The following is a 16,600-nucleotide window of genomic DNA, read 5'->3' on the forward strand; positions in this document are numbered from 1 at the left end:
AGCGTGAACTGGAAATAATGTGACAATGAATGAAGGAGAGACCCATGCAGGTCAGCAGAAGGCAGTTCTTTAAGATCTGCGCTGGCGGTATGGCAGGAACCACGGTCGCGGCACTCGGCTTTACGCCGTCGGTGGCGCTGGCGGAAACGCGCAATTATAAGTTGCTGCGCGCCCGTGAAACGCGGAATACCTGTACATATTGCTCCGTCGGTTGCGGGCTTTTGATGTATAGCCTCGGCGATGGCGCAAAAAACGCCAAAGAGAGTATTTTCCACATTGAAGGGGACCCGGATCATCCGGTCAACCGTGGTGCGCTGTGCCCTAAAGGCGCGGGGTTGGTGGATTTTATTCACAGCGAAAGCCGCTTGAAATACCCGGAATACCGCGCGCCAGGTTCAGACAAATGGCAGCGCATCACTTGGAATGATGCATTTGACCGCATTGCCAAGCTGATGAAAGAAGACCGCGATGCTAACTTTATTAAGACCAACGAGGCGGGTGTGACCGTCAACCGTTGGCTGAGCACCGGTATGCTGTGTGCTTCGGCATCCAGTAATGAGACGGGTTATCTGACCCAGAAATTTAGTCGCGCTCTCGGCATGCTTGCCGTAGACAACCAAGCACGTGTCTGACACGGACCAACGGTAGCAAGTCTTGCTCCAACATTTGGTCGCGGTGCGATGACCAACCACTGGGTTGACATCAAGAACGCAGACTTAATTATCGTCATGGGCGGTAATGCGGCAGAAGCGCATCCGGTGGGGTTCCGCTGGGCGATGGAAGCCAAAATCCACAACAATGCCAAGTTGCTGGTGATAGACCCACGCTTTACCCGTACTGCATCGGTGGCTGACTTCTATACGCCAATCCGCTCCGGTAGCGATATCGCGTTCCTGTCCGGCGTGTTGTTGTATCTGATGACCCACAACAAAATTAACCGCGAATACGTCGAAGCTTATACCAACGCCAGCTTGCTGGTGCGGGAAGACTTTACCTTTGATGATGGCCTGTTCAGTGGTTATGACGCCGAAAACCGCAAATACGACAAAACCACCTGGAATTACCAGCTGGATGAAAACGGCTTTGCTAAACGCGATGTCACCTTACAAGACCCGCGCTGTGTGTGGAACTTGCTGAAAGAACACGTCAGCCGTTACACGCCAGAGGTGGTTTCCAACATTTGCGGTACGCCAAAAGAAGATTTCTTGCAGGTTTGCGAATATCTCGCCGAAACCAGTGCGTCCAATAAAACCGCCACGTTCCTGTATGCGCTGGGCTGGACACAACACTCGGTTGGTGCGCAGAACATCCGTACTATGGCGATGATCCAGTTGCTGCTGGGCAATATGGGGATGGCCGGGGGCGGTATTAACGCCTTGCGCGGTCACTCTAATATTCAAGGCTTAACTGACCTGGGCTTACTGTCACAAAGCTTGCCGGGCTACCTGAATCTGCCGTCAGAAAAGCAGCCGGATATTGATACCTATCTGAAGGCCAATACCCCGAAAACCTTGTTACCGGGCCAGGTTAACTACTGGAGCAATTACCCGAAATTCTTCGTCAGTCTGATGAAAAGTTTCTACGGTGACAAAGCCCAGAAAGAGAACGGCTGGGGCTACGACTGGTTGCCGAAGTGGGATAAAGGCTACGACGTCTTGCAGTATTTCGAGATGATGTCGCAGGGCAAAGTGAATGGCTATATTTGCCAGGGCTTTAACCCGGTCGCGTCGTTCCCGAACAAAAACAAAGTAGTGGCATCACTGTCGAAACTGAAATTCTTGGTGACTATTGACCCACTCAATACTGAAACCGCGAATTTCTGGCAAAACCACGGTGAATTTAACGATGTCGATCCAGCGAAAATTCAAACCGAGGTATTCCGTTTGCCATCCAGTTGTTTTGCTGAAGAAAACGGTTCAATTGTTAACTCCAGCCGTTGGCTGCAATGGCACTGGAAAGGTGCTGATTCACCGGGCGAAGCATTGAACGATGGTGCCATTTTGGCCGGGATCTTTAGTCGTTTGCGTGATATGTACCATCGGGACGGTGGTGCAGTGCCAGAACAGGTGCTCAATATGACCTGGGATTATCTGACGCCAGACAATCCAGAGCCAGAAGAAGTGGCACAGGAAAGCAATGGTAAAGCACTGGCTGATATCACCGATGCTGACGGCAAAGTGCTGGTCAAAAAAGGCGAGCAGCTCAGTACCTTTGCTCATCTGCGTGATGATGGTACTACCGCCAGTGGATGCTGGATCTTTGCCGGTAGCTGGACACCGGCCGGTAACCAGATGGCACGCCGTGATAACGCTGACCCATCCGGCCTTGGCAATACACTGGGCTGGGCGTGGGCGTGGCCGCTTAACCGCCGCATTCTGTACAACCGTGCCTCTGCTGACCCACAGGGTAAACCTTGGGATCCGAAACGCCAGTTACTGGAGTGGGATGGTGCCAAATGGGGCGGCGTTGATATCCCAGATTACAGTGCCGCGGCACCGGGTAGCGATGTCGGGCCGTTCATTATGCAGCCTGAAGGCATGGGACGTCTGTTTGCCATCGACAAAATGGCGGAAGGGCCATTCCCGGAACATTATGAGCCATTTGAAACGCCGCTGGGCACCAACCCGCTGCACCCGAATGTGATATCCAACCCGGCCGCTCGTGTCTTTAAAGACGATTTGGCCGCAATGGGTTCTCATGAGCAGTTCCCGTATGTCGGAACCACTTATCGTCTGACCGAGCATTTCCACTACTGGACTAAGCATGTGCTGCTCAATGCTATCGCCCAGCCAGAACAGTTTGTGGAAATTGGCGAAAAACTGGCAGCGAAAAAGGGCATTAAGCAGGGCGATACCGTGAAAGTCAGCTCCAACCGTGGCTATATCAAAGCCAAGGCCGTGGTGACCAAACGTATTCGTACGCTGAATGTTCATGGGCAGGAAGTTGACACTATTGGTATCCCGATCCACTGGGGATACGAAGGGGTGGCGAAAAAAGGCTTCCTGGCCAATACCCTGACACCGTTTGTCGGTGATGCTAATACGCAAACGCCAGAGTTTAAGGCGTTCCTGGTCAACGTGGAAAAGGTGTAACGGAGAGAACCTATGTCACTGCAAACCCAAGACATTATCCGGCGCTCCGGCACCAACTCCCTTACGCCGCCGCCACAGGATCGTAACCACCAGCAAGAGGTGGCCAAGCTTATCGACGTCACCACCTGTATCGGTTGTAAAGCCTGTCAGGTGGCCTGTTCGGAGTGGAATGATATCCGTGATGAAGTCGGTCATAACGTCGGGGTGTACGATAACCCCGCCGATTTGACTGCCAAGTCATGGACGGTAATGCGTTTTTCTGAAGTTGAAGACGAAGAGAGCGGCAAGCTGGAGTGGCTGATCCGTAAGGATGGCTGCATGCATTGTGCTGATCCGGGCTGTTTGAAAGCCTGTCCGTCAGAAGGCGCTATCATTCAGTATGCGAATGGCATCGTCGATTTCCAATCAGAGCACTGTATCGGTTGTGGTTACTGCATCGCCGGTTGCCCGTTTGATGTCCCGCGCATGAACAAAGACGATAATCGGGTGTACAAATGTACTCTGTGCGTCGATCGCGTTGGTGTTGGCCAGGAACCTGCCTGTGTGAAAACCTGCCCGACCGGAGCGATTCACTTTGGTACCAAAGAAGCGATGAAAGAGGTGGCCGCAGGCCGGGTTAGCGAACTGAAAACGCGTGGCTTTGATAACGCCGGGTTATATGACCCCGCAGGCGTGGGGGGCACCCATGTGATGTATGTACTGCATCATGCGGATAAACCGCAGCTCTATCATGGCTTACCGGAGAACCCGACCATCAGTCCGACGATCACCTTCTGGAAGGGGATCTGGAAACCACTGGCCGCAATTGGCTTTGCCGCGACCTTTGCCGCCAGTATCTTCCACTACGTGGGTGTCGGCCCGAATCGGGTTGAAGAAGAAGAGGACGAAGACGATAAACCGGACTCTACCCCTTCCGATACCGCATCCAAGGCTCCTGAGCCTACCACCGCTGAACACTCAGACGATGGGGAGACGCCCAAATGAGAAAAGAAAAGCGTATCCAGCGCTACAGTGCGCCGGAGCGAATCAACCACTGGATAGTGGCTTTTTGTTTTATATTAGCTGCCATCAGTGGTCTGGGGTTCTTCTTCCCATCATTTAACTGGTTGATGAATATTTTTGGTACGCCGCAGTTGGCGCGCATCCTTCACCCCTTCGCCGGGGTGATTATGTTCGCCGCCTTCCTGATCATGTTTTTCCGTTACTGGAAACATAACCTAATCAACAAGGAAGACCTGGAGTGGGCTAAAAATATCCATAAAATTGCCATGAATGAGGAAGTGGGTGACACGGGGCGCTATAATTTTGGCCAGAAATGCGTATTCTGGGCTGCTATTATCAGCCTGGTGTTATTGCTGGCCAGTGGTGTGGTAATTTGGCGGCCTTATTTTGCGCCCTCTTTCCCGATCCCACTGATTCGTCTGGCGCTGCTGGTGCATTCGCTGGCCGCAGTAGGATTGATTATCGTGATTATGGTGCATATTTATGCCGCCCTGTGGGTGAAAGGCACTATTACCGCGATGGTAGAAGGTTGGGTACCCGCAGCATGGGCTAAAAAGCACCATCCGCGTTGGTATCGCGAGGTCAATGCCAAACGGCAGCTTCAGAACAAACAGGAAGAGAAACCCTGATGAGTATTCGCATTGTCCCTAAAGATCAATTAGGAAAACAGAGCGAAAAAGGTACAACGGCGGGGAATATCCCGCCGTTACTTTTCGCGAATTTAAAAAGCCTGTATACCCGGCGAACCGAACGTTTGCAGCAGTTAGCGCTGGATAACCCGTTAGCGGATTATCTGGATTTTGCTGCCAAAATTACCCAAGCGCAGCAAAAAGCACTGCATGACCACCCGCTGGTGTTGGATATGCAGGCTGAGTTGGCACAATCTGCGGCCAGTGGTAAACCGCCGCTAGATTTGAGTGTTTTTCCGCGCACCGATCACTGGCGCAAGCTGTTATCAGCATTGATTGCCGAATTACGCCATGATGCCCCCGATCATATCGTGGCGGTGCTGGATAATCTGGATAAGTCGTCAGTACATGAGCTGGAATTGTACGCAGACGCACTGTTAAACCGCGAATTTGCCGATGTTGGTAGCGAAAAAGCGCCATTTATCTGGGCTGCGCTATCCTTGTATTGGGCGCAGATGGCGAGCCAAATTCCGGGTAAAGCGCGGGCCGAATATGGTGAACATCGCCAATTCTGCCCGGTGTGCGGCAGTATTCCGGTTTCCAGTGTGGTACATATCGGCACGCAAAACGGTTTACGTTATTTGCACTGCAACTTGTGTGAAAGTGAATGGCATGTGGTGCGGATTAAATGCAGTAATTGCGAGCAGACCCGTGATTTGAACTACTGGTCACTGGACAGCGAACTGGCGGCAGTAAAAGCGGAAAGTTGCGGTGATTGCGGCACTTACCTGAAAATTCTCTATCAGGAAAAAGACCCGCAAGTAGAGGCGGTCGCTGATGATCTGGCCTCGCTTATCCTTGATGCTAAGATGGAAGGTGAAGGATTCGCCCGCAGCAGTATCAATCCCTTTGTGTTTCCAGGGGAATAGGCTCCCTGGTAACCAATGGTAGTTACGGTGGCGACTAACCCGCCGGGCGTTGAATTGTTGGATACCAAGCAACAGTAAACGTTAGTTAACAGCGTGGTGAACCCTATCGCGCTACACTAATTACTCAGACAGAGCGCCGTGCCGTTATTATGGCGCTCTTTCGACCCTATTACCTGAGTGAGTATGAGCGTAGAACTCCATCTGTTATACAGTCAGCTTCCCGCAATTGATCGCTTGTTACGCGAGCCAGACGTTGCCCCTTTGGTGGCTGAATACGGCCCTGTTTTATTGACTGATACTTTGCGTCAAATGCAGGTTGAGGCTCGTGAATATATCAGCCAATTTCATTCGCTGGCTGATTGGTGCAGTGACTGGCCAATGGCATTGAAGCAGCGTCTACATAACCGCCAATCCGCGTTAAAACCCGTCTTTAACCTCTCCGGCACCGTTTTACACACCAATCTAGGGCGAGCACCTTTAGCGGAATCAGCCATTGCTGCAGTGAATGACGCGATGCGTGGTGCGGTTACCCTCGAATATTCCTTGAGTGGTGCAGGTCGTGGCCATCGTGATCGCGCGGTAGCCGATTTACTCTGCGAACTGACTGGCGCGGAAGATGCCTGCATCGTTAATAATAATGCTGCTGCGGTATTTTTGCTGCTGACTGTCATGGCTGCTGGGAAGCAGGTGGTGGTTTCCCGGGGTGAATTGGTGGAAATTGGCGGCGCTTTTCGTATCCCGGATGTGATGCGTCAGGCCGGTTGTGAGCTGGTTGAAGTCGGTACCACCAACCGCACTCATCTGAAAGATTACCGTCAGGCTATTAGCGAACATACTGGTTTGCTGATGAAAGTGCATACCAGCAATTACAGTATTGAGGGCTTTACGGCCGCAGTTGCGGAGCAGCAACTGGCTGCGTTGGGGCATGAATTTGCGATTCCGACCGCAACAGATCTGGGCAGTGGTTCGCTGGTGGATATGACCCGCTACGGCTTACCGGCGGAACCGATGCCGCAGCAGTTAATTGCAGCAGGCGTCGATTTGGTGACTTTTTCAGGGGATAAGCTGCTCGGCGGCCCTCAGGCAGGGATCATTCTCGGTAAAAAACGGTGGATTGACCAATTGCAGCAACATCCGCTCAAGCGGGTACTTCGCGCCGATAAAATGACACTGGCTGCACTGGATGCGACCTTGCGTCTCTATCAGCAGCCCGATCGTTTGACCGAATTGTTACCGACAATGCGGTTGCTGACGCGTCCGGCGCAGGATATTGCCGAGAGTGCGCAGCGGGTGCTGGCAGCCCTTAATGACAGCTATGGCGCTGAGTTTACGCTGGCGGTAGAGACATGCTGGTCGCAGATTGGCAGTGGCTCATTACCTGTAGACCGGTTACCCAGTTGGGCAGTAACATTTACCCCTAAAGAGGGACGTGGAAGCGCTCTGGAAGCACTCACAGGGCGTTGGCGTGGATTGGCTAAACCCATCATTGGCCGCGTGGCCGATGGGCGTGTATGGTTAGATTTGCGCTGTTTGGAGGATGAGGCAGCGTTGCTCAGGGAGTTGGCACCATGATTATTGCAACCGCGGGTCATGTCGATCACGGTAAAACCACGCTGTTACAGGCAATTACCGGGGTTAATGCAGACCGCTTGCCGGAAGAAAAACAGCGCGGGATGACCATTGATTTGGGTTATGCCTATTGGCCGCAATCAGATGGCAGCATTATTGGGTTTATTGATGTCCCCGGACATGAGAAATTTCTTGCCAATATGTTGGCTGGCGTCGGTGGTATCGACCATGCTTTGCTGGTGGTGGCCTGTGATGATGGCGTGATGGCACAAACCCGCGAGCATCTGGCCATCCTGCGGCTGACGGGCCGCCCGACATTGACGGTGGCGCTGACTAAATCCGATAGAGTGGATGACGAGTGTATTGCGCAAGTACGCCAGCAAGTGATGGCGGAGCTGCTAGCCCAAGGCTGGGAAATCGAGCAAGTCACTCTGTTTGTCACTGCCGCCACAATAGATAGTGGTATCAGCCAATTGCGTGAGCATCTGGCGCAATGCCATCAGCAAGATGAAAATAGTCACCGGTTATCACGGCGGTTTCGTCTGGCTATTGACCGCGCATTCAGTGTGAAAGGCGCAGGGTTAGTGGTCACGGGGACGGCGTTAGCGGGCAAAGTGGCGGTGGGTGATACCTTATGGCTCACGGGCAGCAATTGCCCTGTGCGGGTGCGAGGTATACACGCTCAAAACCAGGATACCCAGCACGCGCAGGCCGGCCAGCGCATTGCCCTGAATCTCTCCGGTGATACTAGCAAACAACAGATCAATCGTGGTGACTGGCTATTAGCCCAACAGCCAGCGGAATTCGTTGATAGAGTGCTGGTCGTCGTCGATGCAGATGAACCCATACAGCACTGGCAACCGCTGCATTTGCATCATGCCGCCAGCCATATTACCGGCCGCTTTTCATTACTTAACACCCCTCAACCGGAGGGCTGCCAATCTCAATTGATACTGGCCGAGCTACTGCTGGATAACCCCCTGTGGTTGGCTGAGAATGATCGGCTGATTCTGCGGGATATTGCCGCGAAAAAGACATTGGGTGGGGCGCGTGTTATTCATCTGGCGGTGCCAAAACGGGGGAAACGACAACCGGCATTTTTGGCGTGGTTAACCGCGTTAGCGCAAGCGAAGAACGATCCTGAGGTGCTGGCGTTGCATTTGGCACAAGGGCCAATTTCTCTGCATAAATTCAGTTGGGCGCGTCAGCTTAACAACCATGATATGGCAGCATTGCTGGCCGGTACTGATTGTGTGGTCGCCGGTGATATTGCTCTGTCTAGCCCCCATGCTCAGCAAGCACAACAAACCTTATTGCATGTTTTATGTCTCTACCATCAACAGCATAGTGATCAGTTAGGATTAGGGCGGGCGCGCTTGCGGCGCATGGCGCTGCCGACACTGGACGAAGGGCTGGTATTCCGTTTGGTCGATAACCTGGTGGCGCAGGGTGCGCTAAAAAATACCCGTGGCTGGTTGCATCTGCCCGATCATGGATTGGGATTTACCGCGCAAGAACAAGCACGATGGCAACAGGTTGCCCCCTATTTCTCTGACGATCCGTGGTGGGTTCGTGATTTAGCGGCGGAATTGGCAATGGATGAAAGTGAGATGCGCAGCTTGCTACGTAAAGCGGCACAACTGGGCTACATCACGGCAATTGTTCCTGACCGCTACTATCTGAGCCAACGTATTGAGCAGTTTGCTGCTTTGATTCGTGAATTGGATGTCAGTCAAGGCAGTGCCAGTGCAGCAGATTTTCGCGATCGGCTGGGTATTGGCCGCAAGCTGGCGATTCAAATCCTGGAATTCTTTGACCGCAGTGGATTTACTCGCCGTCGGGGAAATGACCATTTATTGCGTGACAGTGGGCTATTTCTTAATACATCTCCTAATATGTAATTCGGTTAAAATACATCTAAAGTGATGTAACGTGGTCAAATTACATCTCATAAGGTGTATTTTGATTTTTTTACATCATATCCGATGTTTAATCCCTAAAATACATTGTTGGCTATAGATACATCAAAAGACATGTAGCTGGGGATGATATGAAATCGCTGTTAGATGTGGCCGAGCAGATAAAAGAAATTCGCCAACAGAAACAATTTACACAGTCTGATATGCGTCTTATCAATGGCATGACGCAACAGCAAGTTTCCAAGTTTGAGAAAGGGGGGATATTCACCTTTCTACTTTTCTGCGGATATTGGCCGGTTTGGATCTGGAAATGCTGCTGCTCACCCGGGAACAGGAGCAGGATATACGTTTGACTATGGGGGCAGAACGCGTGGTCAATAAGGAGAATATCACGGCCAATGATGATCCCTGGACACAGAAATATAAAGATCTGGAGGACTAGCCGATGTCGCAACAGCTTGAGAGTGTCGAAGGGCTGGCGCTTTATCTGGGGGAAATCCGTGTGGGGTGTTCTGGTGCACTATACCGGCGGCCAGAATGCTCTATCGTTCGATCCTGATTATATCGCGATGCCGGATACACAGCGACCGACCTTTACCTTAACTCAGCAGATTGATCACGGTTACCTGCAAAGGACGCAGATTAATAAACAAAAGCTACCTCCGGTACTGTCGAACTTATTACCTGAAGGGGCGTTGCGGCAGATGATGGCAGGGCAATTAAAAATTCATGAGGATAATGAATTTCCGTTGTTGGCGCGAGCTGGCGGTAATCTCGCCGGTGCATTGATAACCCGCCCATTGATGAAGGGAGATATCCCCCTATGGGCACTTTTCGCGCATGATAAAATAGAATTAATACAAATAGATACGAATAATATTGCGGATAAGTGCATCTTACCCGGCTATTAAGGCCCATTTAGACGATGCGATTATTATTGCGCGTCAAACATGGCCTGAAATGTTGGCCTCTTTGCCCATGAATGAGGCTCATAAGCACGTATTACGAAATCATTGGGCGCAATTACACACTGATTTTAGGCTATAAATTCGCTGGAGGGTCTATCCCTCCCAGCGCTTAATAAACTACTCCGCAGTAACCGCCTCCGGCTGACGGCAAATAAAAATCATCACCAAGCCCAGCCACAGCAAGCCGCTGATGAGATTGAACAGATTGAAAATACCGCTGTTTCCCCACAGATAGGCGACTTTGGCCAGTTCGATGCCAAGGGTGAAGACCATCATACTGATCATCCCCATCGCTGCGGATACGGTTCCTTTACTGACATCACTGGAAAACAGCGTCAGCCGCACCAGACCGGCATTCGCCAGACCAATACCAAAGGCATAGAGGCTTAACCCGGCGGTCATCCACAGGTAGGCATGTGAGGAATACAGCGTTGAACCTGCTGCTATCATCAGGCCAACAATCATCGGGCCTGCGCCATAGCGGATGAGCTGCGGAATACCGGTTTTACCACTCAGCCGCGCCAGTGTCAGGTTACCTATAATAAGCGCGCCGAAAATCGGCACCTGCAAAATACCATATTCAAAAGTAGAGAGCTGCTCGCCGCTGATCAAAATAACCGGTGACTGAGCAATCCACGCCAGTAATGGCAGGCTGGCAAAGCCCAATGCCAGAGCGCCACACAGGAAACGGCGGTTGGCGAGCACGAGCTTATAATCACGCCACATATGGGCAACTGACAGTTTTTCCCCTTTCAGGGCGGCGGTTTCTGGCATCGCACGCCACAGGCCGACGAATGAAATCGCACCCAGCGCGGCAAACAGCACAAACATGGCCTGCCACGGCGCAACATGGATCATCGCTGCCCCGGCTAAAGGCCCAAGTAATGGGGCAATTAATGCCACATTTGCCATCAGCGCGGTAATTTTAATACATACCGCTTCTTCAAACGATTCTTGAATGGTGGCGTAACCCACCGCACCAATAAAGCACAAGCCGATGCCTTGCAGGAAACGCATGACCATAAATTGTTCGATGGTATTGACCAGCAAGATAGCCAGGCATGTCACCACAAAGAATGCCACGCCAACCAACATCACCGGGCGGCGTCCACGGCGGTCCGACAGCGGGCCGAGCAGCCATTGCAAGAACATGCCACCTGCCAGATAAGCAGTCATGGAGGTCGGAACCCACTCAATACTGGCATTAAAATCGGCGACTACCGCCAGCATACCGGGCTGAATCATATCGTTGGCGATATAGGCGGCGAATTCGAACAGCACCAGACAAAGAGGGAATAAAAGCGCCCGCCGACCTAAACGTGTCGCGGGTGAGAATGAAGTTTGCATAGGTTAAGTTATTAATAATAAAAATAAAAAACTGGAGACGCTCAGGCAGGATGTACAGTCAGAGCGCATTAGGACGGCTATTTTGCCGCTGATACTAAAGTATAGCAACAGTTTGCTGACGAATTGACGCTGTTTCATTTACTTTGGGTATAAGTCGAATTTACGTTATTGTTTGCAACCTGATTATTGGTTCCATAAATGGATTGCCGTTTTTAAGCCCACAGACAGGTGATAGAGAGTATGCATGACCAATAAGATTGGCTGGATTGATAATTTGCGGGCAGTGGCTTGCATTATGGTCGTGATGATTCATGCCACGACCTATTATGTCACTAGCGGGGCGCAGGTGGGGGAGGTGAACTGGGATATTGCCAATTTGCTTAATTCGGCTTCCCGTGCCTGTGTACCCTTGTTTTTTATGATCTCCGGCTATCTGTTTTTTGGTGAAAAAAGTGCACAGCAAAAGCATTTTACCCGCATCGGGCTGTGCCTGCTGTTTTACAGCGTGATAGCGCTTATCTATATTTCGACCCTAACCCCGATCAACGGTTGGGCATCGTTAAAAAATATCCTGCAAAAACCGGTGTTTTATCATTTGTGGTTTTTCTACGCCATTATCGTGGTTTACCTGGTTTCACCGCTGATTAACGTCAAACCGGTATCGGGCCGCTATCTGGCGGTGGTGGTGTTGCTACTGGCGGTGGTGGCGAACCCGCAAACCAGTAAACAATCATTAGATGGTTTCAACTTGCTCCCCGTGAATCTCTATATCTACGGCGATACCTTCTATTACCTGTTGTACGCGTTACTGGGGCGGGCAGTTGGTATGCTGGAAACACAGGGGCGGGCCATCAGTTGGGGAGCCGCCTTGCTGTTTATCGTTAGTGTGATATTTATTGCCATATCAACCGAAAAGCAGACGCGAATTAATGGCAGTTTTGCTGATACATTCTATATGTACTGTGGCCCACTGGTGTTTGTGGCAGCCGTATCGCTGCTGGTGTGGTTCAAGAACTGCCTGAATCAGCCTGTTGCCTGGCTCCGTTGGCTCGCCGGACATTCTTTGGCGATTTACGGTTTCCATGCGCTGATTATTCACTTTATCCGCACCCATAATTACGATTTCACCGCTTACCCGGTACTGGATATTTTTTATGTCTTTGCCTTAGCACTGGCGTTAAGCACTTTATTGTCTATGGGATTGCAACGCATCGACCGGCGGCGTCTGGTCAGTTAATTTATCAGTCAAACCACGCTGTGGCGTTCATGGTTAAGAATCTGAATCGCTCTCAGCGCTGGGATATTTGATAGTATCCCTGGCGCTGAGAATGGTGATAAACAGCAAACAATGTTCCTTGTTGTCATCACACCAAATCAGTGCTAACTCTCCTGGTTACTTTGGCACAAATGGTTGGAACATTTGAAGGCCTTTCCCGCACCGTGTGGGTTTCAAAACAGGCTTTTGTTAAGAAACACAAGCTCTATCGCAATTTGAAAGGCTCAAAAAATCCGCACGGCGCGGAAAAATTATTAGGAACGTGGGAGAAGTTTTCTGCTGGGGTACCAAAGGCGAGCAGATAGCCAACCATGCTTTACATAGCTTGGTTGAATGCATCGAATTCTCGTGATTTTGGGATATCGTAAAAGTTCAAGCCCAAACCCTGTAGGCTTTTATAAGATTGCTTTATCTGGTTTTCTTTTCATTTAGTGAAAAAGAATTACATCTCGATTTGCTATAATCCACAACATCTCACTCTAACCCGTTATTTATCGCACGTAAGATCAACTTGGTGCTTATTTTATACCCCAGATCGTTGGGTAAAAAATGTAGCGCCTCTGGGCCAGCATCGCGTAATTCATTGATACTTTTAAAACCCATCATTTTTAATGCGGGTTCCATTTCGTTTTTTAGGATTTCAATTGAACGCAATACCCCTTTCTCTCCGCCAGCACCTAGCCCATAGATATATGCTCGGCCAAGAGAGACACAGTTAGCCCCTAATGCGATTGCTTTTATAATATCACTGCCGCGTCGTATCCCGCCGTCGAATATTATTTCGATCTGATCCCCAAGAGCATTTTTTATTTCCGGCAGTCTTCTAATTGTTGATGAGGCAGGGTCTAACTGACGTCCGCCATGATTGGAAACAACAATGGCATCAGCACCTGCGTCAGCCGCTAACTGGGCATCCTGAGCAGACAGAATACCTTTCACGACCAGTTTCCCTTTCCATTGTTCGCGGAACCAACGTATATCATCCCAGGTCAGGGTTGGATCGATTTCACGCCCGAGCTTAACCGATTGCTCCATGATCCAGGAGCCAAGTTTTTCATATTTATCAACCTGATGTACTTTTGGCACGCCATGAGCAATAGCGCCTACAGACCAGAATGGATGACTCAACATGGAAAGGATCATTTTAGCTGAGGGGACAGGGCTGGCACGAAACCCATTGCGCTCATCTCTCTCGCGCACAGGAGTGTAGGGGGTATCAATCGTTATAAATATGGTGTCGATACCAATTTTTTTACAACGCTCCAGCATGTCCAGCGTCAATTCACGGTGTTTGAAAATATACAATTGTGAATAAAGAGGGCCTTTTCTTACACTGGCAACATCTTCCATTGAGCATATTGAAAATGTTGAAAGGCATTGAGGTATCCCCATTTTGTCCGCAGCATAGCTGACCTCAATCTCCCCATCTTTATAGTACATGCCTGCGAAACCAACAGGCCCCAACATCACAGGGAGTTTATGAGTATTACCCAGAAGGTGGACAGATAAATCGACATCGGTAATACCAGAAAGAACACGTTGCTTCAATTCCCACAATGCAAAATCGTCCACGTTACTTTTTAATGTTGATTCACTACTTGCACCTCCAATAAGATAATCATAAAAAATAGATGGCACATTTGATTTGGTTATTTTTCTTAAATCATCAATATTCCAAGCATTATTTATAAAATACTCCTGGCTAAATTTGGTTTTCTGCAAATGAAGTGATACCTTTTTATACACATATCTTTTAATGGCGCGAGCTATCCTTTAATCAGGAACGGATTAGTAAGGTTTTAAGAATAGTGCGTATTTACAATCATCTTGCCAAAACAAAATATTTCATCATGATGAAAAATATGGATAAATAAACCTGATGTTAAGTTTTTACCTATTGTTTTGTATGTGTATTTGATAGGGAAATAAACTGTTTCAATTAATTATTTAATAATAAATACTTACATAGTTTTTTTAACATTCGCTTTGGTAAAAATGAAGAAAACCCACTAAATTTATGGGGTTAAGTCTGGCTGGACAAGGCTTGTGTTTAAAGTGTTGGCACTTGAGGTACGAGAATTTTGTTGCAGCAGAGATATGCTTTGTCAGGGCATCAACTTATACCTGTCATACTTGTATGTTATGGAAAAAATTAAATTAGCTATCTGCATCACAACATGAACACAAAAGATAAATGTACTGATATTCGCATTTTCAGGTCAATTTTTCATCGCCTTAGCGAGTATCAGCCAGGCAACCTGGTATCGACATCAATCGCACTCTCAGGAGAGGGAATGATCAACAAAAGTATGGCTTCCCAAAAACGGTGGAATCGGCGGACGACTGCTGCGGTTTCGGTAGAAAAGTAGAGTTGTGAATCACTCTGGGTACGACCAGCAAGAGAAAATAGAGATTGCATTGCATGATCAATCCACTATTACCGGTTAAATTTTGTCGCAACACTCAGTGCAACGCCACCTAACAGGGCCGCGACGATATAAGTAAACTGCATTCCGGCCGTTATGTCAGCCGCGGTTGCCCACTGAATATCATGAGTTGCTGAAGCGAATGCAAAAATTGCTCCCATTACTGAGGCTCCGGTAATCAGCCCAAGATTACGCGAAAGGTTCAGCATACCTGCGGCTACCCCACGGTTTTCGGCCTCTACAGATTTAATAACTTGCGTATTATTTGCTGCCTGGAAGATAGCATAACCCGCAGTAATCAGACAGACCGGGGCGACATAGCCGAAAACTCCCTGTATTGGCGATATCATCGACAACACGGTAGCACCGGCGGTAATCCCCGCCAACCCCACAGTCACCATCGTTTGGGCACCTAATCTATCCACAAGATAGCCCGCAGGAACGCCGCCCAAAGCCGCTATCATCGGGCCGATAGACATGGCTAACCCTATGCCTTCCGTGCTCAAACCCAGCGCGTGTAAAAGATAAAATGGCCCTACTACTAACGTTGCCATCATGATGGTCGTGACTAATGCGCTCGTGATCAGGCCAGTGCGCAGACTGACATGCCGTAGCATTGCCGGTTGAATGAGTGGAAATTCAACCTTCTGTTCTAACAGGACAAATACCCCGGCACCAATTACCGAACCCAGCAACAGCACCCCATTGAGAACACCAAATGTACCTTGCCCCAGAGTCATGGAGAGCGCATATAGCGTCAACGTCAGGCCCAAAAGCAGTATCCCGACGGGATCAAAACCGCTGTGGTGCGGGCGGGATGGAGGCGCGGTATCTGGCAGATAGCGTGACAGCAGCAGCAACGCCAATAATCCAAAAGGAATATTTATCAGGAACATCGCTGGCCAGCCAAATCCACCAATCAGCATCCCGCCAAGGGATGGCCCCAGTGCAGTCCCTATGGCCGATATCGTGCCGAGCATCCCCATAGTGCGCCCTGTTTTCTCCTTACTGATAACCTCGCCTACCAGTGCTAGCGTAGCGGTCATCATTACGGCGGCCCCTAATCCTTGTAGAACGCGGGCGCTAATCAATACCGTCATGGTGGGGGCCAGCGCGCAACCCAGAGAGGCCACGATGAATAACCCGATCCCCCCTTTTAACAACCGGCGCTTATCGATGATATCTCCTAAGCGACCTACGGTGATAGCCGATGTGGTGATGGCAAGTAAATAGGCTAAAACCACCCATTGAGCCTCTTGAAATGAGGCATGAAAAACCTGTGTTAACGTGGGTAGCCCCACATTTGCAATGCTGGTGGCTAAAGAAGAAAGCAGCATCGGCAGTGAAAGACTGACAACCACTTTTCTTAACGAGACATTCTCAGCAACACCTAACTCGGTGCTTTTCGTATTGATATTCATTGGCGAGTTCGCTCCTGAAAGA

General features: G+C 49.8%; 12 protein-coding genes. 9 read left to right on the plus strand and 3 right to left on the minus strand.

Translation table 11 applies throughout. From position 1 onward, the window contains the following. The first annotated feature begins 44 nt into the window (after nt 1-44). The 8 genes from fdnG (at nt 45) to YALDO0001_RS02365 (ending at nt 10,051) form a co-directional block, all read left to right on the plus strand. Nucleotides 45-3,092, plus strand: coding sequence for a formate dehydrogenase-N subunit alpha (fdnG, locus tag YALDO0001_RS02330; RefSeq protein ID WP_156172354.1), 3,048 nt, complete (start codon nt 45-47; stop codon nt 3,090-3,092). 12 nt (nt 3,093-3,104) lie between these two features. Continuing rightward, on the plus strand, nt 3,105-4,076 hold the full coding sequence (gene fdxH, locus YALDO0001_RS02335) for a formate dehydrogenase subunit beta (RefSeq protein WP_004699537.1): 972 nt from the start codon (nt 3,105-3,107) through the stop codon (nt 4,074-4,076). Continuing rightward, nucleotides 4,073-4,723, plus strand: coding sequence for a formate dehydrogenase cytochrome b556 subunit (gene fdoI, locus YALDO0001_RS02340; protein WP_005161937.1), 651 nt, complete (start codon nt 4,073-4,075; stop codon nt 4,721-4,723). The genes fdxH and fdoI overlap by 4 nt, the downstream gene beginning before the upstream one ends. Next, nucleotides 4,723-5,652 (plus strand): formate dehydrogenase accessory protein FdhE, encoded by a 930-nt coding sequence (gene fdhE, locus YALDO0001_RS02345; RefSeq protein WP_004699538.1) that lies wholly within the window; start codon nt 4,723-4,725, stop codon nt 5,650-5,652. Before fdoI ends, fdhE begins: the two co-directional genes overlap by 1 nt. A 183-nt stretch (nt 5,653-5,835) precedes the next feature. Then, the gene (selA, locus tag YALDO0001_RS02350; protein WP_004699539.1) at nt 5,836-7,224 is read left to right on the plus strand and encodes an L-seryl-tRNA(Sec) selenium transferase; all 1,389 of its coding nucleotides are present in this window, start codon (nt 5,836-5,838) and stop codon (nt 7,222-7,224) included. After that, a complete protein-coding gene (gene selB, locus YALDO0001_RS02355) occupies nt 7,221-9,122 on the plus strand; it encodes a selenocysteine-specific translation elongation factor (protein WP_042839298.1) in 1,902 nt (633 codons plus the stop codon). The genes selA and selB overlap by 4 nt, the downstream gene beginning before the upstream one ends. Before the next feature lie 316 nt (nt 9,123-9,438). Continuing rightward, a complete protein-coding gene (locus YALDO0001_RS21690) occupies nt 9,439-9,582 on the plus strand; it encodes a hypothetical protein (RefSeq protein ID WP_252830382.1) in 144 nt (47 codons plus the stop codon). 22 nt (nt 9,583-9,604) lie between these two features. After that, on the plus strand, nt 9,605-10,051 hold the full coding sequence (locus YALDO0001_RS02365) for a HipA N-terminal domain-containing protein (RefSeq protein ID WP_004699542.1): 447 nt from the start codon (nt 9,605-9,607) through the stop codon (nt 10,049-10,051). 174 nt (nt 10,052-10,225) lie between these two features. Here the strand turns inward: YALDO0001_RS02365 and YALDO0001_RS02370 are convergent, their stop codons facing one another. After that, nucleotides 10,226-11,455 (minus strand): MFS transporter, encoded by a 1,230-nt coding sequence (locus YALDO0001_RS02370; protein ID WP_004699543.1) that lies wholly within the window; start codon nt 11,453-11,455, stop codon nt 10,226-10,228. Between the two features lie 244 nt (nt 11,456-11,699). Here YALDO0001_RS02370 and YALDO0001_RS02375 point away from each other — a divergent pair, with 244 nt between their 5' ends. Next, nucleotides 11,700-12,692: an acyltransferase gene (locus tag YALDO0001_RS02375; RefSeq protein ID WP_004699544.1), complete on the plus strand. Its 993-nt coding sequence runs from the start codon at nt 11,700-11,702 to the stop codon at nt 12,690-12,692. Nucleotides 12,693-13,205: 513 nt separating this feature from the next. Here YALDO0001_RS02375 and YALDO0001_RS02380 read toward each other — a convergent pair. Both YALDO0001_RS02380 and YALDO0001_RS02385 read right to left on the minus strand, forming a co-directional pair. Continuing rightward, complete coding sequence (locus YALDO0001_RS02380) at nt 13,206-14,453, minus strand: alpha-hydroxy acid oxidase (RefSeq protein WP_197082823.1); 1,248 nt, start codon at nt 14,451-14,453, stop codon at nt 13,206-13,208. A gap of 715 nt (nt 14,454-15,168) precedes the next feature. Further along, complete coding sequence (locus tag YALDO0001_RS02385; RefSeq protein WP_004699546.1) at nt 15,169-16,578, minus strand: MFS transporter; 1,410 nt, start codon at nt 16,576-16,578, stop codon at nt 15,169-15,171. Nucleotides 16,579-16,600: the final 22 nt, after the last annotated feature.

This window comes from Yersinia aldovae ATCC 35236, assembly GCF_000173735.1.
In the GTDB taxonomy this organism is placed as follows: domain Bacteria; phylum Pseudomonadota; class Gammaproteobacteria; order Enterobacterales; family Enterobacteriaceae; genus Yersinia; species Yersinia aldovae.